Origin of the sequence: Nocardia sp. NPDC127579, from assembly GCF_042672005.1 — a bacterium.
Lineage (GTDB): Bacteria > Actinomycetota > Actinomycetes > Mycobacteriales > Mycobacteriaceae > Nocardia.
In genome coordinates, this window is the sequence record NZ_JBHXVZ010000012.1 from 1 (window position 1) to 19925 (window position 19925).

Annotated in this window: 19 protein-coding genes; 11 read left to right on the plus strand and 8 right to left on the minus strand. The window is 67.2% G+C overall.

Translation table 11 applies throughout. The annotated features are described in order from the left end of the window. Window positions 1-100 precede the first annotated feature (100 nt). Window positions 101-1033, plus strand: a complete 933-nt coding sequence (locus tag ACFVMC_RS30710) for an NAD-dependent epimerase/dehydratase family protein (protein WP_379216092.1) — start codon at window positions 101-103, stop codon at window positions 1031-1033. A gap of 199 nt (window positions 1034-1232) precedes the next feature. On the opposite strand, the gene ACFVMC_RS30715 is transcribed toward ACFVMC_RS30710, so the two are convergent. Together ACFVMC_RS30715 and ACFVMC_RS30720 are read right to left on the minus strand one after the other, a co-directional pair. After that, complete coding sequence (locus tag ACFVMC_RS30715; RefSeq protein WP_379216094.1) at window positions 1233-2216, minus strand: BtrH N-terminal domain-containing protein; 984 nt, start codon at window positions 2214-2216, stop codon at window positions 1233-1235. A 60-nt stretch (window positions 2217-2276) separates the two neighbouring features. Then, entirely contained in the window at window positions 2277-3713 is a 1437-nt protein-coding gene (locus ACFVMC_RS30720; RefSeq protein WP_379216095.1) for a hypothetical protein, read from the minus strand. Window positions 3714-3802: 89 nt separating this feature from the next. On the opposite strand from ACFVMC_RS30720, the gene ACFVMC_RS30725 reads away from it, so the two are divergent. The 3 genes from ACFVMC_RS30725 to ACFVMC_RS30735 all read left to right on the plus strand — a co-directional run bounded on the left by ACFVMC_RS30725 (window position 3803) and on the right by ACFVMC_RS30735 (window position 6348). Continuing rightward, window positions 3803-4507 carry a glycosyltransferase gene (locus ACFVMC_RS30725; protein WP_379216097.1) on the plus strand — a complete coding sequence of 235 codons (705 nt, stop codon included), beginning with the start codon at window positions 3803-3805 and terminating at the stop codon, window positions 4505-4507. A 189-nt stretch (window positions 4508-4696) separates the two neighbouring features. Continuing rightward, on the plus strand, window positions 4697-5041 hold the full coding sequence (locus tag ACFVMC_RS30730; protein ID WP_379216099.1) for a hypothetical protein: 345 nt from the start codon (window positions 4697-4699) through the stop codon (window positions 5039-5041). Further along, a complete protein-coding gene (locus ACFVMC_RS30735; protein WP_379216101.1) occupies window positions 5038-6348 on the plus strand; it encodes a hypothetical protein in 1311 nt (436 codons plus the stop codon). The genes ACFVMC_RS30730 and ACFVMC_RS30735 overlap by 4 nt, the downstream gene beginning before the upstream one ends. Window positions 6349-6479: 131 nt before the next feature. On the opposite strand, the gene ACFVMC_RS30740 is transcribed toward ACFVMC_RS30735, so the two are convergent. Next, the gene (locus tag ACFVMC_RS30740) at window positions 6480-8453 is read right to left on the minus strand and encodes an NB-ARC domain-containing protein (RefSeq protein ID WP_379216103.1); all 1974 of its coding nucleotides are present in this window, start codon (window positions 8451-8453) and stop codon (window positions 6480-6482) included. A gap of 67 nt (window positions 8454-8520) precedes the next feature. Here ACFVMC_RS30740 and ACFVMC_RS30745 point away from each other — a divergent pair, with 67 nt between their 5' ends. Continuing rightward, on the plus strand, window positions 8521-9465 hold the full coding sequence (locus tag ACFVMC_RS30745) for a pentapeptide repeat-containing protein (RefSeq protein WP_379216105.1): 945 nt from the start codon (window positions 8521-8523) through the stop codon (window positions 9463-9465). A 112-nt stretch (window positions 9466-9577) separates the two neighbouring features. On the opposite strand, the gene ACFVMC_RS30750 is transcribed toward ACFVMC_RS30745, so the two are convergent. Then, window positions 9578-10354 (minus strand): acyl-[acyl-carrier-protein] thioesterase, encoded by a 777-nt coding sequence (locus ACFVMC_RS30750; RefSeq protein ID WP_379216106.1) that lies wholly within the window; start codon window positions 10352-10354, stop codon window positions 9578-9580. A gap of 402 nt (window positions 10355-10756) precedes the next feature. Between ACFVMC_RS30750 and ACFVMC_RS30755 the strand changes: the two genes are divergently transcribed. Next, window positions 10757-11239 (plus strand): cation:proton antiporter regulatory subunit, encoded by a 483-nt coding sequence (locus ACFVMC_RS30755; protein ID WP_379216108.1) that lies wholly within the window; start codon window positions 10757-10759, stop codon window positions 11237-11239. Window positions 11240-11245: 6 nt separating this feature from the next. Continuing rightward, complete coding sequence (locus ACFVMC_RS30760) at window positions 11246-12472, plus strand: cation:proton antiporter (protein WP_379216110.1); 1227 nt, start codon at window positions 11246-11248, stop codon at window positions 12470-12472. A 5-nt stretch (window positions 12473-12477) separates the two neighbouring features. Here ACFVMC_RS30760 and ACFVMC_RS30765 read toward each other — a convergent pair whose 3' ends face one another. Beyond that, entirely contained in the window at window positions 12478-13137 is a 660-nt protein-coding gene (locus ACFVMC_RS30765) for a response regulator (RefSeq protein WP_379216111.1), read from the minus strand. Beyond that, window positions 13134-14147, minus strand: a complete 1014-nt coding sequence (locus ACFVMC_RS30770) for a histidine kinase (RefSeq protein WP_379216112.1) — start codon at window positions 14145-14147, stop codon at window positions 13134-13136. Before ACFVMC_RS30770 ends, ACFVMC_RS30765 begins: the two co-directional genes overlap by 4 nt. Window positions 14148-14327: 180 nt before the next feature. On the opposite strand from ACFVMC_RS30770, the gene ACFVMC_RS30775 reads away from it, so the two are divergent. From ACFVMC_RS30775 to ACFVMC_RS30790, 4 genes are read left to right on the plus strand one after another with little or no spacing between them, the layout of a single operon-like run. Continuing rightward, complete coding sequence (locus ACFVMC_RS30775) at window positions 14328-14597, plus strand: hypothetical protein (protein ID WP_379216114.1); 270 nt, start codon at window positions 14328-14330, stop codon at window positions 14595-14597. Window positions 14598-14632: 35 nt separating this feature from the next. Beyond that, a complete protein-coding gene (locus ACFVMC_RS30780; RefSeq protein ID WP_379216116.1) occupies window positions 14633-15094 on the plus strand; it encodes a CBS domain-containing protein in 462 nt (153 codons plus the stop codon). Between the two features lie 42 nt (window positions 15095-15136). Continuing rightward, a complete protein-coding gene (locus ACFVMC_RS30785) occupies window positions 15137-16423 on the plus strand; it encodes an SLC13 family permease (protein ID WP_379216118.1) in 1287 nt (428 codons plus the stop codon). A 16-nt stretch (window positions 16424-16439) separates the two neighbouring features. Continuing rightward, window positions 16440-18467 (plus strand): acyltransferase family protein, encoded by a 2028-nt coding sequence (locus tag ACFVMC_RS30790; protein WP_379216120.1) that lies wholly within the window; start codon window positions 16440-16442, stop codon window positions 18465-18467. Window positions 18468-18479: 12 nt separating this feature from the next. On the opposite strand, the gene ACFVMC_RS30795 is transcribed toward ACFVMC_RS30790, so the two are convergent. Together ACFVMC_RS30795 and mraY are read right to left on the minus strand one after the other, a co-directional pair. Then, entirely contained in the window at window positions 18480-18656 is a 177-nt protein-coding gene (locus ACFVMC_RS30795) for a hypothetical protein (RefSeq protein ID WP_379216122.1), read from the minus strand. Between the two features lie 138 nt (window positions 18657-18794). Continuing rightward, on the minus strand, window positions 18795-19871 hold the full coding sequence (gene mraY, locus ACFVMC_RS30800) for a phospho-N-acetylmuramoyl-pentapeptide-transferase (protein ID WP_379216123.1): 1077 nt from the start codon (window positions 19869-19871) through the stop codon (window positions 18795-18797). Window positions 19872-19925 lie beyond the last annotated feature (54 nt).

Below are 19925 nucleotides of genomic sequence, written 5' to 3' on the forward strand. Positions count from 1 at the left end.
CCTTCGGAGCCTCACCAAAGGCAAACCGACATGAGCTACACCCCACCGCCCTGGGCATCCAGGGCACCAACCCCAGACACCTACGAACTTAGGGACCGACATGAAGGTATTGCTTGCCGGAGCCACCGGCACCCTCGGAACCCCGCTCGTTCCGCGATTGCTGGCGGCAGGGCACGAGGTGATCGGGTTGACCCGATCCGAAGCGGGCGCGGACCGACTGCGCGCGGCCGGAGCCGAACCCGTCCACGCCGGATTGCTGGACCTGGACCGACTGCTGGCCGCACTGGAGGGATACACCGCCGACGCCGTCATCCATGAGGCGACCGCGATCACGGGGGCTCCCCTGTTCCACCGGAACCTGTACGCCACCGACGACCTGCGCGACCGGGGAACCGCCAACCTCATGCAGGCGGCTCGGCTCGTCGGCGCGAAACGCTTTGTGACGCAGTCGTTCTTCCTCGGATACGGCTATCGCGATCACGGGACGGCGTTGGTCACCGAGGACGCGCCGTTCGCCGAGCTCACCGGCCACGGGCCGACCGACCGCCACATGCGTTCGCTGCGCTCCAACGAGGACCAGGTCCTCGGCGCACGCGATATCGACGGTATCGCGTTGCGCTACGGGATGTTCTACGGCCCCGAACCGATGACCCGGGAACTGGCCGGGCAGACCAGACGCCGCCGCCTGCCCGTCCTCCGCCCGTCCGGGATCACCTCGCCGATCCACATCCACGACGCGGCGACGGCGACCGTGGCCGCGCTCGAGCGCGGCCGAGCGGGTCAGGCGTACAACATCGTCGACGATCGGCCGATCGGCTTCGAGGACTATATCCGCGCACTGGCCGACGCGAGTGACGCGCCACCGCCGCGAACCGTTCCCGGCTGGCTGTTGACACCCGTCCCCTACCTGCACGCGCTGATGGTCGAGACGAGAATTCACGTTTCCAACGCCAAGGCGAAGCGGGAGCTGGGCTGGAATCCAACCTATCCGTCGATCTTCGAGGGTGTGCGCACGATCTGGTCCGAGAACTGAAAGGAGCAGGCCGCCAGGTGGATTGCCGCCCGGCGGTCGGCTTGCGATCATCGTTCCAGCTCGGCTTGCGCGTCGAGCAGCAGACCGGGGGCCGAGTCGCCGGTGGATCACCGACAGGAGCGTCTACCGCCCGGAACAAACCGCGCCCCGTGTGGGAATCCCCATACGGTCATTTCACAGCGCAACTGCGCTGTGGCCCTCATGGTTCCAGACGGAGTAGTGCTGTCATGGCCGTGTGCTCCAGGCGGGAGATGTCGTGGAGCAGGGTGCCGGCATGGGTGAGGGGGGTGGTGTTACCGGAGCGGCCGGCTTCGGCGATCGCGGTGGCGACCTCGGTCCACAGGGTGGCCGATTCGGTGAAGAGGCGGTGGGCGGTGTGGAGGTCGGCGCTGGTCAGGTAGTGGGTGCATTCGCCGAGGAAGTCGCGGTAGAAGGCGCGGAAGAGAGCGCCGCCGGTGCCGCCGCGTTCCATCAGCATGGCGGCCTGCGGTAGATCGCGTTCGGGAGTATCGGTGCGTTGCAGCCACTTCCGCACTTGCACGGCGGCCTTCTCGATGCCGCGACAGCCGAGGTTGGCGATCGGCGGGTTCAGAAATTCCCGGGCGCAGGCGGTGACGGCCGGGACGAGGCGAGATTCCGGGGCGAGCCAGGTGCCGGACAGCGTGAAGGATCGGTGCTTCGCGGTCATCGGGCCGCGTTCGGCCCGCGCGGCGGCGAGACTGGTCAGGCTGGTGGCTACCTTGCCGCCCTGTTGGTCGGTGTCGACCAGGTACGCGTCGTGTTCGTCGTAGCCGTAGACGGCGACCATATGACCACCGAAATGCACCTTCGAGCTGAAGTACTCCAGGTGGTAGCTGTCGAGTTGTAACCCGACCGGATCGCCCGCGTTCAGCACCGCCGCCACCTCGGCCCACGCCTTGCGAGGCGAGGTGGTTTCCGCCTCGCGCAGATCCAGGCCCAGTTGCGTGGCCAGATTCCTGGTGAGCTCGAACGGTTTGACCCGGCCGCCGAGAAACGGGAAACCCATGTTCTTGCTGTCCCAGTAGACGAAGGACAACCCGGACCCGAGCCCGAAGCGCATCGGCTCGGACAGATCGAGCCCCAGATGCCGTAGCAGCACACCCGAAGCCGTTGTCTCACAATGCTGGTCACCGCTGGCGGCGACATCGATCACCGTGGTCATGGCACGCCTTCCTCACGGACGAGCCCTCACCCTCCCACAAGCCACCGACAGGTTCGGCGATCAGTAGGGGCTGTGCGCGCAGTAGATCCGGCCGTTCACGCGCGCCAGTCGCGCTACTCCGCGCACCACCGCCAACGGATCCATACCCGCGACGCCGTCCGCGTCGCGCTCCAGCATCGCAGCCCAGCGCGCGGCGACCCCCGCCAGGTCGGCGTCGGACGCGGCGGCCAAAGCGCCGGTCAGCCGACCGGGCACGCCGAACACTCCACTGCCGTCGTTCACGATCGGAGCGACCCACCTCGGCCACGACCACGCGTTGTACTGTTCGCGCGTGGGTACCCGCTCCGACGGGTCCTCGAGGCCGAGGCCGAGGGCGGCGACGATCCAGAGGCGGGACGAGAGGTTGAGGTTGCCGTTCAGGGAGACATTGAGCGAGCCGACGGCGAAGGCGATGACGGCGGCGAACACGGAGACCAGTTCGACCGCGCGGACCAGCGAGCCGCGGATGGTGGCGGCGAGTTCGGCGATGGCGGCTTCGTGGCGGCGCACCTTCTCGCGTTCGGCCGCGCTGTCCTCGGCCTGCTTGCTGGCGATCTCGATGGCGTCGCGCAAGGCGAGGTATTGGCCTTGCAGGAGTTCATGACTCACCCGCCAGCCGCTCGCGGGGAGCAGCCGCAGCGCGGCGTCGACAGCGGCGAGCGCGTCATCGTGCTCGCCGCAGCGATAGCGGCCGGCGGCCAGGCGGAAGCGCAGGATGTGACTGCCCGGGTAGGCGGTGACCGCCTCGGCCGCACGATCCCGAAGCAGTTCGCCGCGACCGTCGAACGGGACGCTCACGGCCAGGCCGTTCAACGCGACATCCGTTGCGGCGAAGGTGCGTTCGGGGGTCTGCCAGACCTCATCGAACAGGATACGGGCGTACTCGTCGGTGACGCGGCGGCTGCCGAACGCGGCGAACGATCGCAATGCCTTGAACAGCACCGAATCCCGGTTCGAGCCGGCGGCGACGGCCAGCGGGGAGGAGTCCAGGAACTGCGCAAGCTCGTCGAACCAGAGATTCGCTCGCAACTTCCCCGCGTGGTAGAGGGTGACGAAATAGGCTCTGCCACAGGCGCTGTCGTCGTTGGCGACGATATCGCGGGTCGCGTCCGCGATCTCCGAAGCGGTCTCGACAGCGTCGCGGGTGATGAACGCATAACCCAGCGCCCATTTCTCGCGGATCGCCGCGCGATGCTCGGCCGCCACCCGCTCCGACAGCCAGCCGGCGCACTCCACCGCGGTGCGCAGGGTGGGCTCGGCCCGAAATCGGTGATTCCAATAGCGGTCGGCGCAGATGAGATAGGGGTCGGTGTCGAAATCGGCCGAACCGACCTCGAATTGCGGCTCCACCCGCTGTGCCAGATATTGCTGGGCCAGCCGGTCACAATCTCGTTCCAGCGCACGCGAATCAGTGGCCCGCATCCCCGCCAGTGCCGCCTCGACAGTGCTGTGATCCATGACTTCCCCTGCCTCCCATGGCATCCGAATGGCCAGCCCACTGAGTACCACAGCGGCACCCGCTCCGTCGAGATGGCAGACTACGGACCGTGCGGGTAGAGGTGGTGACGGCGGTGCATCCCACCTACTCGCATTTCCTCGCCACGGCCTGGCATTCGCTGTGCGCGCAGACACACACCGACTGGACCTGGCTGGTCCAGATCGACGCCGAGGACGCGACTTCGGCACGCACCGCACTGATCGATTGCGGCGCCGCGGCCGATCCGCGGGTACGCCTGGGCGTGAATGGCACCCGCGAAGGCTCCGCCGTCACCCGCAATGTCGCGCTCGGCCGATCCAGCGCGGAGTTCATCCAGAATCTGGACGCCGACGACGAGCTCGAACCCACCGCCCTCGCCACGCTCGCCGCGGCCCTATGTGCCCACCCCACCGCCGGTTTCGCGGTCGGCACCGCCCGCGACCTGCTCGGCTCCGGCGAATTCGTCTCCGTCCCAATCGCCTTCCCACCCGGCCTCGTCCCCCGCGGCGACCTCGTCGACGCCTGGCTCGCGGCCCCCGACGGACGACTACCGGTCCACCCCGCCGGCATCATGTGGCGCCGCGACCTGCTCCTCACACTCGGCGGCTGGGCCGCCATGCGCGGCATGGAGGACACCGCCCTGCTGATCTCCGCCGCCGCCCTCGCCCCGTGCGTGACCACCGCGACCGCCACCCTGCGCTACCGCCGCCACCGCAACCAGCAATCCACCCAACGCTCATTCTTCGAGGGGGGGGGGGGAGTCAAATCACGCTGATTCGGCAGCGCGCCGACATCCTCCGGGCCGGACCGGGGTGGCTCCCACCGGTCCTCGTTACGAGCGGCTGACGCGCTGAATACCTTCCGGGAGGATGAATCACTACGATCGCCAACCGTGTCACGACATGCGAAACTTCGGTCCAGGCGGCTCGAGCCCGAGTGGGCGAGCTTCGATCGGACAAGGCACGTGCTCGCGGTGGTCCACAATGCGACGGCCGCGACTCGGCTGTTCGATGTGCTGCCGCTGGTTGCCGAGGATCCTCGGGTTCAGGTCGAGTTCACGCGGACGGGATCATCGGCATTCGATGTGGGGACCACGGCGTTTCTGAAGCGGCGAGGTGTCGAGCCGATTGCGTGGCGGGAGGCGGTACATCGGACATTCGACTTGGCAATTTCCGCGAGTTACGGTGGGGCGCTGCACAAAATACAGGCGCCATTGATTGTGGTGCCGCACGGAATGGGATACAATAAATATCTCGACAAATCGACAAATCGACAAATCGACAAATCGACAAATCGGTTTTCGGTTTGACTCCTGACTGGCTGATGCACGACGGCGAAGTCGTGCCGTCGATCATTGTCCTTTCCCATGCCGAGCAGCGCGAACGACTACGCATGTCCTGCCCGGACGCCGTGCCGAAAGCTCTTGTCGCAGGCGACATCTGCTTCGATCGCCTGCGGGCGAGCCAGGCTCTGCGGGCATCGTATCGCCGGGCCTTCGGGTTGACACGCCATCAGAAACTGGTTGTGGTGTCCTCTACCTGGGGCCCCGAATCGCTGGTGCACAGCGCACCGGACCTGCCGCTACGTTTGGCCGAGCAATTACCCGCAGACGAATTCCGGGTATTGCTGGCCCCACACCCGAATATTGTTGCGGCGCATTCATCGTGGCAGTTCGGTCAGAATCTCGCGGCCGCAATCCGGGCCGGTGTGACCGTGCCGGAAGACGTCGACGCCTGGCGGGCGGCGATCGTCGCCGCCGACCTTGTCGTAGGTGACCACGGTTCGGTCCCGTTCTACTCCACGGCGCTGGGAATCCCGCTCCTGCTGGCGGCCGCACCCCTGCATCGACTGGACCCTCGGTCACCCACCGCTCAACTTCTGCACACCGCGCCGATTCTGGATCCGCGTGCCGACCTCGTCGCCCAGGTTCGACACACCATCGCCGAGCACGATCCACGGCGCTATTCGGCCATCACGACGCTAGGCAATTCCGAACCCGATGCGAGCCCGCGAATTCTGCGCACCGCCATGTACCACAGCATGGGGTTGGCCGAGCCAGCCGAGCCGGCCGAGCTCTCGACGGTCCCGCTTCCTACATCCGAATTGGTCAGACCCACAGCCTATTCGGTGCACGTCTCGATCGAGCGGGGGACGACGGCCCACATCACCCGCTTCCCCGCGGAACGACTCCACACGCCGGAGGGAATCCCCCGCGGCAGCCACGTGGTCGTCGGCGGCTCCGAACCACGCCGCCAGTGGCTCCGCCTGGCCGACGCACTGATCGGCGCGGCAGGCACCGAACCAGAGCACTGGATCGCCGAAACCCTTGCCTGCTCCCCCGGACTCGCGATTGCAGCCGCTCCCCTCGGGGACTCCGCCTGGCTGTTGGGCGACCGCTCCGGCACAGTCATCACGATCGCGGGCAGTCCGCTGGCCTGTGAGCTCTTCACCTCGGTCGCCGTCGACCGCATGTCTGCCGGCCGAGCACTGTCCGACCTGCACGGCACGTGGACCATCCACTGCGCCGGACGAATCTACTCGTCGACCGTCCGCGCGGCGCCATCACCCGATCGGGTTGCGCACTCTGGTTCCGCCCGAGGAGAGGACGTAGCGTAAACACCTCCGACATCGATGCCCCCGTCGCGGCCTCGCGCAGTTGGCATGCCTGATCGAGGTTCCAATGCGCTGGTCGCAATGGCGTCGACGTCGCCCGTGGGAGACCTGGGCCCTTTGTGTCCACATCACCATCACGAGCTGAGTCGTGCGTGGACTGCCGCAACCAGGTCGGTGCGACCGAGCTCGGCGTAAGCCGCCTCCGCCTGCCGGTACCACTGGTCGGCCGATATCCGGTTGGCCTGCCGGGTGGCTACCTCGCCGAGTGCGGTGCAGATCTCGCCCTGATCGAAGATGCGGCGGCGGCTCGTCATCACGGACAGAGCCGATTCGAGTTCGGTGGTGGCGGTGTCGAATTCGTCGAGTTCGGTCAGTTTGCGACCGCGCCAGTATTGCACTTTGGCAAGGTTCTCGGTCTCGTCCTCGGGTTCTTCGGCGAACAGGGCCGCTGCCGTAGCCAGCAGCGGAAGTGCCTCCGCCGCGGCTTCGGCCTTCGCAAGATGGAAGCAGGCCAGGGCGATGCGGCGCGGGATGCCGATGGCGTCGGCCAATTCCCGATTGCGGCGCAGGGATTCGCGAGCGTCGAGGTTGCGGCCACCGGCGAGTTGCGCCAAGCCCAGCCCCTCCAAGGCGCTCGCGCAAACCTCGGGATGATTGGTGTGGCGCAGAGCGGCCTCGAATTCGCCTCTGGCGCGGGTGAAGTCGTTCAACCAGAGGTGAGCGAGTCCGAGCTGTACGCGCAGGATCGCCTCGGCCAGGGGGTTCGCGGTCTGTTGCGTAGCGGCGATTCCGACGTGGTGAAGGTCCTGGAGGTCATCGAGGGTCCTCTCCTTCTCGTGGAACGGCCACAGTGCCACACACCACCGGATCAGTAGCTCGGGGTATCGATCGGTGGCGTAGTCGACGGCGGCACGCAGGCTGCGCTGCTCCTGCTTGAGCCAGGCCCGCGCCGCAGCCGAATCCGCGAAATCACCTGCTGCGGAGATGATCTCTGGAAACAAGAGTGGCAGCCACGGCCGTGACGGTCCGAGCCAGCCATTGGCCGCAAGGATGCGCTCGTCGTAGTAGTCCAACAGTCGCTTTTCCTCGGCCGCACGCTCGACAGCCGAGCGATCATCGACCTCCCGGGCATGCTGGGCAACCAAACTCCGGACAGTGTAGTGGTTTTCGCCGACCGGCTGGATCAGGTGATTGTCGGCCAGTTCTATCAGCGATTCTTCGACGGGGTAGGTGGGGTTCTCCAACGCAGCCGCCAGGGCGGGCGCGCTGACCAGCCCGCCGTGTGCGAAGAGTCCGAGTGCTCTGTAACACCGGCGATCCGGGTCCGACAGCGCGTGATAGGCGGCTCCGAAGACCACATCGATCGAGAGTACCGAACGGCGGCGATGCTCATCCCGCAGCCGGGCCGCCGTGTCGGCGAGCGGAGTCGCCGACCGCAATGCCGCCCGGCTACAGCTCATCGAACCGACAATGGACAGGGCAAGCGGCAGGCATTCACACAGTCGTACGATCTCTCGGGCCGACTCCGCTTCGGCGGCAACCCGTTCGGCGCCGGCCAATCCGGCGAAGACCTGTACTGCGGTGTCCTCACTGAGCGACTCCACGACAAATAGTTTCCCGCCCGCGGCGTCGATCGGTGTCACGGGCCTGGCTTCGGTCACCAGCACCACAGAACTACCGGCTCCGGGTTGCAGTGCCCGCACCTGATGCTCGGACACCACTCCGTCGAGAAATACGACGTAGGAACCTTCCGTCGTCAACGCGCGATACTTCGCCCGCCTGGCCTCCGGATGATCGGGAATGCTGTCGCCGGGCACACCGAGCTCGACCAGCGCCCAACGCAGTACATCGGAGATCGAGTCCGGCGTGCGGGTATCGCCGGAGAACTCGAAATACAGACTGCCGTCGAGGTATCGGCTGCTCAGGCGGTGCGCGAGCTCCACTCCGGCCGCGGTCTTGCCGCAGCCCGGGCCGCCGGTGAGCACGATGGTCCGATTGCCCGAACCGCCGCCGAGCGCGTGCGCGGTGGCCTGCCTCAGCAGTCGTTCGTGATTGATGAACCGGCTGTTACGTTCCGGCAGTAGCAGATTCGACCTCGACGCGATCATCACCAGTACCCCCGTCGCCCACTACAGTGACCAGAACATCGAGCACTCTACGACACTCGGACCTGCGATGACGATACGACCACGATTGATTCTCACCGGCCTGGCGGCAGCCGGGGCAGCCGCCGGTGTGCTGTTCCTGCTCTATCAGCTGCCGATCTGGCTGGCCGCCGACGAGCTGCGGCGTCTCGACACCAAGGACGGTCTAGCCGCCGCTGCGACACTGCGCGGGCAATTCGTCCCCGTGGTGACGGTGGTGCTGGGACTCGTAGGGCTGCTGTATACGGCCCGGAAGTTCTTCCTGGACAGGGCCAGTCAACACATCGATCGATTCAATACCGCAGTCGAACACCTGGATTCGGAGAGTTCGGTCCGTCGCGCGGGCGGCGCGTGGGCGCTACAGGCGATCATGGAGGACGCGCCGCGGGAACAGCCGCGCGGCCGCAGACTACTGGCGCATTTCTTGCGCGAGCAAACCACAGAGCGCAGGACCGGTTTGGCCGGCGAACACCTGGCTGCACTGGAGGTACTGCGCAGCTACCCCGCGCCCGGTCGGTGGTCCCGCGACACCCCGGAGCCACTGGACCTCACCGGAATTCGCGTGCCACGCGCCGATCTGCACCGGTTCTACCTGCACAATGCGCTGATGTCCCGCACCGAACTCACCGGAGCCGATCTCACGGACGCCGTCCTGACCCGCGCACGTCTGGATCGCAGCACGCTCATCGGCACGAACCTGCGCGGCGCGGACCTGTCCGGCGCGACCCTGGTCGACGCTCGCCTCAACGAGGCGGACCTCACCGGGGCCCGGCTCACCGGCGCCGACCTCACCGGAGCGGCGTTGTCGGGGACCATCCTCACCGGCGCTGTGTTGTCGGGGACGATCCTCACCGGGGCGAACCTGCTCGGGACCGATCTCCGCGCTGCCATCGGGTTGACCTCGGCACAACTCGATGGCGCCGACACCGATTCGACGACGCGCTATCCACCCCACCTATCCGAATTGCCGACCTGATCGGCATGCGTGGACGTCGTGCTCGGCCGAGTACATCGCGGTAAGGCAGCCTGGGTGGGGACGCCCTGACGGACGCGCTGCGGGGGAGAGCTGCGCTGTGCAGCCGCGATTGCTAGATCGGTGTGATCCGGGCCAGCGTCCGGGCGGTGGCGTCGACCTCGAGTTGCACGTGCAGACCGGTATTGTCGCGCCAGGCCCGGATTCGGACGTCGTCGCCGGCCAGTACGGGGCCGACGTGCTCGAGAATCACCCGGTACGGCTGCTCGCGCAGGTCGGGATGGCGGGCGATCGCCTCCTCCACGGCTTCCCAGTGCACGGCGTTGTTGACGTGACCGTAGTGGTCGACATCGGTGACCCGCAGCGGGAACGGCGACACGTCGGCGTCGGGTGCGGGGTCGGCGGCCAGGGCCGCCCGCCAGCGCAGCCGGTGATCGGTGGTGGCGGCGAGCATCGGCGCCATGAAGCGGTCGGTCATGCGGGCCGGGCGGCCGGCTTCGATATCGACGTGGATCAGGAACATCTCGGATTCGATCAGGCCGCCGTTCTCGCTGTCCACCTTGATGCGCATATTGCACCAGCGGTTGGACAGGGCGGAGGGCCAGCGCCGCAGGTGCACCCGGTCACCGAATTCGATCGGCCGCAGCACGTCGATGACGGTGCGGCGCACGATCCAGCCGGGATGCAGGTCACCGTCCTCGACCACGGTGAGATGGTCGTATCCGATGTCCTGGAGATAGCGCGCCACGGCGTCCAGCCGTAGCCGTTGCCGACCGTCGGTGTCGCCCAGGCGCACCGGCCAATGTTCGTGGAACGCCCGGCTCTCGTCCAGGCACGCGGGCAGCGGGGACTCGATCTCGGCCAGCCGGTCGACTGCGGTGGCGGTCTCCATGAACGCTCCTTCCCGAAGGTCAGGCGCGAGCGTACCGAGCCTGCCGCGCCACCGCGCGGGCGGCACGCGCGGAGATTTCGGTGCGAAATGTAATCCATTGCACACCAACATAATTGGAGGTCGAAACCAGCGCGCCGACATAGCCGCGAGTTTGCAAAATCAGCTACTTTACGGAATCATTACCAAACAGGCGAGCCGGGGGACCTGGCCGGCACGCGACTCCACGAGTCCGTCTCATGACGAATCGAAGCGAAAGGAGCCGCCCATGGCATACACGCAACACGCGTACGACACGATGCCTTACCTCTCGCCCCGCCCCCTCGATCCCTAGCCGGACCCCGTTCCGCGCCCACCACGCGCACGCCCGACCCGAACGGCCCCGCCGTGGTTACAGTTGGGCCCGTGAACGTCGAAGTAACGCAGCTGCCCGGCATCGGGGTACGCAAGGACATCTCGCTGGCCGGTTGCCGCCGCACGATCGGGATCATCGATCACAAGGACGGCACGATCGATCTGATCGTCAGCAAGCCCGGCAATCCCGATGAGACACAGCAGATCTCCCTGTCCGACCACGAGGCGACCGTGCTCGCCAACCTGCTGGGCGCACCGCAGGTGGTCGCGAAACTGCAGGATGAACACCGGGAGTTCGGCGAGCTCGTCACCCGGCAGCTCGCGGTCCGCGCCGGCTCACCCTATGCCGGTTGCCCGCTCGGAGATACCCGCATGCGCACCCGCACGTCGGTATCGATCGTCGCGGTGATGCGCGCCGGACACGCGATTCCCTCTCCCGGCCCCGAATTCCTTTTCACCGCCGGTGATGTCCTGGTTGTTGTTGGCACGGCGGAGGGCCTAGCGGCTGCCGCCAGAATTATGACGGATGGCTGAAAGTAGATGGTGGCACACGAAACCGCGCTCGCGCTGATTCAGCTGGGCGCGGTGTTTTTTGGTCTGGGTTTGCTGGGGCGAGTTGCCGCGCGGATCGGTATGTCACCGATTCCGCTGTATCTCATCGGTGGGCTGGTATTCGGCACGGGCGGCTTGATCGAACTCGACCACGTCGACGAGTTCATTCACCTGGCCAGTGAAATCGGTGTCGTCCTGCTGCTGTTGCTGCTCGGTTTGGAATACACCGCCAAGGAACTGGTCACCGGGCTGAAGAGCTCCTGGGCGGCGGGTGTGCTCGACATCGTGTTGAACGCGACGCCGGGCGTGATCGTGGCGTTGATGCTGGGCTGGGGTGTGACCGGCGCGGTCGCGATGGCGGGCGTCACCTATATCTCGTCCTCGGGCATCATCGCGAAGGTGCTCGGCGACCTCGGCCGCCTGGGCAATCGGGAGACGCCGACCATCCTGTCGATCCTGGTGTTCGAAGACCTGGTGATGGCCGGATATCTGCCGGTGCTCACCGCCGTGCTGGCGGGCGTCGGGTTCGTGTCCGGGTTGCAGACGCTCGGCATCGCGCTCACCGCGGTCACCGTCGTGCTGGTGATCGCGCTGCGCTACGGCAAATACGTGTCGATGATCGTCGACAGCGAGGACCGGGAGATCTTCCTGCTCAAGCTGCTCGGCTCGGCGCTGCTGGTCGCCGGGATCGCCTCGGCGCTCCAGGTGTCGGCGGCGGTCGGCGCGTTCCTGCTGGGAATCGCGATCTCGGATTCGACGGCGCACACCGCGACGAAGATCCTGGAACCACTGCGCGATCTGTTCGCGGCCATGTTCTTCGTGCTGTTCGGGCTGAGCACCGACCCCCGGACCATTCCCCCGGTGCTGGGCTGGGCGATCCTGCTGGCCGTGGTCACCGTCGCGACGAAGGTGGCGACCGGCTGGTGGGCGGCCAAACGCGCGGGCGCATCCAAGTACGGCCGGGCGCGGGCGGGCACCGCGCTCATCGCGCGCGGCGAGTTCTCCATCGTCATCGCGGGTCTTGCGGTCTCCGCCGGCGCGGTGCCGGACGAATTCGCGGCCATGGCAACTACTTACGTGCTGCTGATGGCCGTCATGGGGCCGATCGCCGCACGTGTGGTCGAGCCACTGCTGCGGTGGGCCGAAACCCGCAAACGCAGCACCCGCACCGACAACGGCGAATCCCTCGAGGTCACCGACGCCGCCCAATCCTGACACCGTCACGGTTCGATCAGTCCCGCGCGGATCGCGTAGCGGGTGAGCGCGGTGCGGTCGCGCAGATCGAGTTTGGCCAGAATATTGGTCCGGTGCCGGTCGACCGTCTTGGCGCTGATGACCAGCGTCTCGGCGATCTCGCGGGTGGAATGCCCCTCGGCGATGAGCTTGAGCACCTCCTCCTCGCGCGGGGTGAGGATGGTGTCGGGCAGCGACGAGCCGTGGCGAGCGCGTTGCAGATAGTCACGGATCAGCGCGGTGGCCGCACCGGGATACAGGAACGGCTCACCGCGCATGGTCGCCCGGCATGCTTCGATCAGGTCCCGATCGGCGACCGATTTGAGCACATAGCCCGAGGCACCGACCTTGAGCGACTCGAAGAAGTACTGCTCGTTGTCGTACATGGACAGCATGAGGATCCGGACCTGTCCGGCTACCCGGCTGATCTCCCGCGCGGCCTGGATACCGGTCATCCGAGGCATCGCGATATCCAGAATGGCCAGATCGACGGGCACCCGGCTCAACAGCTCCAAAGCCTCCTGCCCGTTGGCGGCCTCGGCCACCACGGTGAGGTCGGGCTCGGCGTCGAGAATCATCCGGATCCCGCTGCGCACCAGCGCGTGGTCGTCGGCGAGCAGGATGCGGGCGGGCGCGGGCGCGGTCATCGGGCGTTGCGCGCGGTGTCGTAGGGAACTCGCAACCGGATGTCGGTGCCGCCGCCCGGCGGCGACTCGACGGTGAGCGCGGCCTGGATCAGCAGTGCGCGTTCCCGCATCCCGCGAATGCCCGCCCCCTCCCTGGTCACTCCCCCACGACCGTTGTCGGTGATCCGCAACTCCACAACACCGGAACCGGAGCGCAATCCGACCAGCACCGTGGTGGCGGCCGCGTGCCGCACGACGTTCGTCAGGCACTCCTGGACGACGCGGTAGCAGACCAGCTCGATATCCGGCGGCAGCCGATCCAGCTGCCGATCCACGTCGCGGGTGACGGTGAGTCCGGCGGTATCGGACACGTCGTGACACAGCGCGGTCAACGCGCTGTGCAGGCCCAGTTCGTCGAGGACATCCGGCCGCAGGCGCCGGGCGATGCCGCGCACTTCGTCCAGGCAGCTCCGCACCGTCTCCTGCACCCCGCACAATTCGTCGACCAGTTCGGCGGGCGCCTTGTCGACAGCCCGTTTCATCGTCAGCAGTGCCACGGTCAAACTCTGTCCGATCTCGTCGTGCAGCTCACGGGCGATCCGTCGCCGCTCTCCCTCCTGTGCCGCCAGCGCGGACGCGCTGGCGGCGGTGCGCTCGGATTCCAGCCGCTCGGTCATGGCATTGAACGAATCGACGACATGCCCCAGATCGCCGTTGTCGATGTCGTCCAGCCGATCGTTGCGGCGCAGCGGATCGAACTGGTGCATGGACGCGATCAGGTGATCCAGGGGCGCCAGGCTGCGTCGCAACAGGATCGCGTTCGCACCCAGCATCACGGCCAACCCGATGAGCAGTACCGGGACCTCGGTGAGCCGGACCCGCGCCGAGACCGTCGCCGGAGACAGGGCCAGCACCAGCGTGCCGAACGCGAACACCAGGCCGTTGATCAGGATGATCCGCCGGAACAGCGCGCCGACCGGCGTACGCGTATGGCGGAGCAGCCTGCTCAGCCCGCTGGCGGAACGGTCCATCCGACCATTCTGCTGGCTCCCGCGCACCCCCGTCCATCCGGTCCAGACCCCATTCGAGCACGTCGAGCCCCCGTAGACCGGGCCTCGAGATGGGGTCGCGCCCCGATGGTGCCGGTCGCCGCGGCCACGAAGACTCTTAGACATTCGAGATTCGGTCGGTACCGGTGGGAGGTGTTCGGGATGCAGGTCGACCGCACGACCATCCCCGGGCTCGGCGTTGTCCATCATCTGCGCACTCGGGGCGGAGCGCGCTTCGCGGTGCTCGCCGAGGCGGGCGGCCGCAAACACGTACTGGTCTATGGATCCGATGCAGCCGACGAACCCTCGATCGATGTCGCCCTGGATCCCGACGAAGCCGACGAGTGCGCACAGCTACTGCACAGCACCTCGATCTTCGACCGCGTCGCACGGCTGGAACAGCTGCTCGCCCCCGGATCGGCACCGCGATGACGACCAGCGCAGCACGCCCGCGAGGGAGCCGCACCATGCAAGCACACGAGATCGCCATCTCCCTGCCCACGATCCGGGTGGGCGACCCGGTCGCCAAAGCCGTCCGCCTGATGGTGGTCAAGCGGCTGCCCGGCATCGTCGTCGTGGACGACGACGGACGCCCGATCGCGGTCCTGCCCGGCACCCAGGTGCTGCGGCTGGCGATCCCCAGCTCCTATCAATCCGATCAGGCCCTGGCCCGCACCGTCGACGAGCTGCACGCCGACCTGTTCTGGCAGGCGCCCGGCAGCCGCACGGTCGGTGATTGCCTGCCCGCGCACAGCGCGAGACCCGCGACCGTGCGACCCGACGCGACTTTGCTGGAGATCGCCGCGCTGATGGCGCACCGGCACAGTCCACTGGTCGCGGTGGTCGACGGGAATCGGGCGCTGGTCGGCGCGGTCACGCTGGAACGCCTGCTGGCCAGCCTCGCAGTCGCCGGGCCCGACGATGAGTAATCATGGGCGGCACCCATTCTCGGGCAGACCGGGAACCGGACGATGGATGGGCTGATCGCCGTCGGAATCTTCGTCGGCGCGTTCTACCTGATCGCCACCGAGCGCGCCGACAAGGTCAAGGTGGTGCTCGTCGCCGCAGGACTGATGACGATCCTCGGCCTGACTCCCGGCGAGCAGGTGTTCTACTCCGAGCACGCGGGGATCGACTGGAACGTCATCTTCCTGCTGCTCGGCATGATGATCATCGTCGGAATCATCAGGCAGACCGGCATTTTCGACTTCCTGGCGATCTGGGCCGCGAAACGATCGCGCGGCAACCCGTTCCGGCTCATGGTGATGCTGATGCTGATCACCGCCATCGCGTCCCCGCTGCTCGACAATGTCACGATCATCATGCTGGTGGCCCCGGTCACCATCGTCGTCTGCGATCGGCTGCGGATCCCCGCACAGCCGTTCTTGATCGCGGAGGTGCTCGCGGCCAACATCGGCGGCGCGGCCACCCTGATCGGTGACCCGCCGAACATCATCATCGGCAGCCGCGCCGGACTGAGTTTCAACGACTTCCTGATCCACATGGCACCCGCCGTTGTCGTGATCTTCCTGCTGTTCGTGCTCTTCACCCGGGTGTTGTTCCGTGCCACGATTCGCGGTGACCTCCCGAACTCCGACACCGTGCTGGCCCTTCAGGAGAAGCGTGCGATCAAAGACCCGCGGCTGCTGTTGCGCTCGTCGATCGTGCTGTTCGGCGTGGTTCTCGGATTCGGGCTGCACTCGATACTGCACGTCGCGCCGTCGATCGTCGCCTTGGTCGGCGCCGGGATAATGCTGCTGGTCTCCGGGCTGGACGTCGGGGACGTGCTCGCCGAGGTCGAGTGGCCGACGCTCGTCTTCTTCGCCGGACTGTTCGTCATGGTCGCCGGGCTGGTGCACACCGGCGTCATCGACTCGATCGGCGCGCTGGCCGTATCCACCTTCGGCGACAACCACATCGGCGCGATGACCACGCTGCTCTTCGGCTCCGCGGTGATCGGGGCCTTCGTCGACAACATCCCCTACACCGCCACCATGGCGCCGGCGGTGGAGGAACTCGTTGCACAGACACCGGACGCGTCGCACCGCCACGGGCTGTGGTGGGCGTTCGCCTTCGGCGCCGACTTCGGCGGCAACGGCACCGCCGTGGCGGCCAGCGCCAATGTCGTCGCGCTCGGCATCGCGCGGCGGGCGGGCCATCCGATCTCGTTCTGGCAGTTCACCAAGCCCGGCATCGTCGTCACGTTCCTGAGCACCTGCTCGGCGTGGATCTACGTGTGGCTACGCTATTTCACATGATGCCGAGAGTTCGCCGATGACCGATTCGTCCGCCACGAGTGGGATCGGGTCGGCGTCGCGAGTTCGTTCCGCACCGTCGGCAGGACCGGGCTATCGGAGCGACCTGGACGGTCTGCGCGGTCTGGCCATCGCGCTGGTGGTGGTGTTCCACATCTGGATGGGCCGGGTCTCCGGCGGCGTGGACGTGTTCCTGGTGCTGTCCGGCTTCTTCTTCACCGCAATGCTGTTGCGGCGCAGCGCGATCAAGGCGACGCTGACCCGGACCGGGAAGCGTTTGCTGCCCGCGCTGCTGGTGGTGCTGGCGGTGGTGGTCGGTGCGACGGTGATCGTGCGGCCCTACACGCAGTGGGGTGACATCTCCGCGCAGACCTTGGCTTCGGTGTTCTACTACCAGAATTGGTATCTGGCCGGTGCGGAACTGGACTACCTGGCGCCGGATCCGTCGGTGAGCCCGCTCCAGCACCTGTGGTCGATGGCGGTACAGGGGCAGTTCTATCTGGCGATGCTGGTGGTCGTCGCGCTGTGGGCGCGGTTCTCGGGTCAGGGCACGCGTGCGCGGATCATGTTGCTGGCGGGCCTGATCGGGGCCGGTACGGTGTCGTTCTGGTACGCGGCCGAGGGGACGGCGCAGCATCAGGCGTGGACCTACTACGACAGCGGCGCGCGAGCCTGGGAGCTGCTGGCCGGCGCGGCACTGGCCGTGGCGGCGCCGTGGATCACGATGCCGCGGTTCGTACGTGGCGTACTCGGGGTGCTCGGCCTGCTCATGGTGCTGTCGTGCGGGCTGCTGATCGACGGCGCCACCCGGTTCCCCGGGCCCGCGGCGCTGTTCCCGGTGCTGGCCGCGCTCGCGCTGATCCTGTCCGGAATGGGGTCGCGCCCGCTGACCGCCAACCGGTTGCTGGCCACCCCCGTACTGGTCCGCCTCGGCGGCATCGCCTACGCGCTGTATCTGTGGCACTGGCCGATCCTGATCTTCTACCTCGCGGAATACGGCAAGGTGACGCCCGGGCTCCAGGGCGGGCTGGTGGTGCTGGCGATCTCGCTGGCGCTGGCGTACGCAACCGAGCGGTGCATCGAGGCACCGCTGCGCGGCGACGGCGCGCACCGGCGCGGCATCGGCCTGGTGACCGCCACGGCCGGAGTCGCGGTCCTGGCCGCGGCGTTCGGCTGGCGCGCGGTGCTGCTCGCCAATCCCCCACATCCGCCGACCACACTGGCCGCCGACCGGTATCCCGGCGCGGCCGTACTCTCCGACGGAGTGGTCGCCGCCGCGGAACCCATGCGGCCCACCGTGTTCGAAGGGCAGATGGACGCGCCGCGGCCCACCTACGACGGCTGCATCACCCCCGATCGGGAGGTGCGGGCCTGCGTCTACGGTGACGAGAATTCCGAACGGACCATCGCGCTGGTCGGCGGGTCGCACTCCGAACACTGGCTGCCCGCCCTCGAAGTGCTGGCCGCCGAGCATCGGTTCCGAATCCTCACCTATCTCAAGGAAGGCTGCCCGCTCACGCTGGTCGACGAGCCGTCCTACGCGCTGGCGCCGTTCCCCGAATGCCGCGAATGGTCCGCGGAGGTACTCGACCTGCTCGACGCGCAGCGGCCGGACTGGGTTTTCCTCACCGCGACCCGGCCCGGCGATCCGGGCGATACCGTGCCACCGGAATACCTGGAGGTGTGGACGGCGCTGTCCGATCGCGGACTCAATACGCTGGCCGTGCGTGACACTCCGTGGCCGCGCCGCGACGGCGTCGGGTATCGCGCCATCGACTGCCTGGCGCATCGCGGCAATTCCTACAGTTGCGGTATCGATCGGGCCGAGGCGCTGAACGCGGTGAATCCGGCGCTGGAACCGGCCTCGGCCTACCCGAACGTCTTCCCCTTCGATCTCACCGACGCGATCTGCCGGCCCGAACGCTGTCTGGCCGCCGAGGGCAATGTCCTGGTCTACCGCGACGAGCACCACATCTCGGCCAGCTACTCCCGCACGCTCGCCGCGGAACTCGGCCGCGAGGTCGGAGCCATCACCCAGTGGTGGTGACCTCGGCGCGCGTCAACCCTGAGCCGCGATGCGCTGCTGAGCCCGGCGGCGCGGATGGCAGCGCTCCGAGCAGCCCAGGTGGATTTCCGCCGCCCGCATCGCATCGATGATGTCCAGCTCACCCGGGTCGGCCAGGCAGTCGTAGAGGTTCTGATACAGCCGCAGTTGCTGCGGGTCCTGGTAGGTCATCGGCGTAACCCCTTCGATACTCGAAGCCTTCCGGCTTGTATCTGCGGCGACCGCGATGTGAGGGACAGATGAAGGATTAGTACCCAATCGATCTTCCTCGAACCCCGCCGATCGATCCACCTCGCGGCGCTGCGGGGCTCAACCGACGGCGGCCAGGTACTCGCCGTAGAAGAGCATGAGGCCGAAGGCGGCGGAGATGCCCGCGATGAGCCAGAAGCGGATGGTGACGGTGGTTTCGGCCCAGTCGCTGAGTTCGAAATGGTGGTGGAAGGGGGCCATTTTGAACAGGCGGGTGCCGGTGGTGCGGAAGATGGCGATCTGGAGCAGGACCGAGAGGATCTCGGCGAAGAACAGCGCACCGACGACGGCCATGAGCAGTTCGGTGCGGGTGGTCATGGACAGCCCCGCCAGCAGGCCGCCCAGGGCAAGTGCGCCGGTGTCACCCATGATGATCTTGGCGGGGGCGGCGTTCCACCACAGGAACCCGATGCAGGCGCCCACCCCGGCAGCGCACACCACGGCCAGATCCAGCGGGTCCCGAACGTGGTAGCAGCCGACGGCCGGCGTGGTGGCACAGGCATTGGTGTACTGCCAGAAGGTGATGATCACGTAGGCGCCGAGCGCGAAACTCATCGAGCCCGCGGCCAGTCCGTCCAGGCCGTCGGTGATATTGACCGCGTTCGACCACGCCACCACGAGAAAGCAAGCCAGCAGCAGGAATACGACGACCCCGAAGGTCACCGCGGAATAGTCACGAACGTAGGACAGGTGCCGCCCCGCGGGCGTGAGACCGTTGCTGTCCGGGAAGCGCAGGGCGAGGATGCCGAAGACGACCGCCGCCCCGAGCTGGCCGACGTATTTCCCGGCCGCCGTCAACCCGAGATTGCGCTGTTTGCGGAGCTTGATCGAGTCGTCCAGGAAGCCGACCACACCCAGCGCGGTCGCCAAACCGAGTACGAGCAGCCCCGACATCGACGGCGCCTCGACGTCGTAGCGGATTCCGATCAGGTGTGATCCGAGATAGCCCGCCCAGATTCCGGCCAGAATCGCGATCCCGCCCATGGTGGGCGTCCCGCGTTTGGCCTGATGACTGCGGGGCCCGTCGAGCCGGATCTCCTGCCCCAGCCCGCGAGTGGCGAACAGTTTGATCAGCAAGGGCGTCAAGCAGATCGACACCACCAGCGCGATCGACGCCGAAAACAGAATCTGCCTCATCCGCTCCCCAAACCTGTCGAACCGGTCCGGCACCACCGGCGCCCGCACAGATGT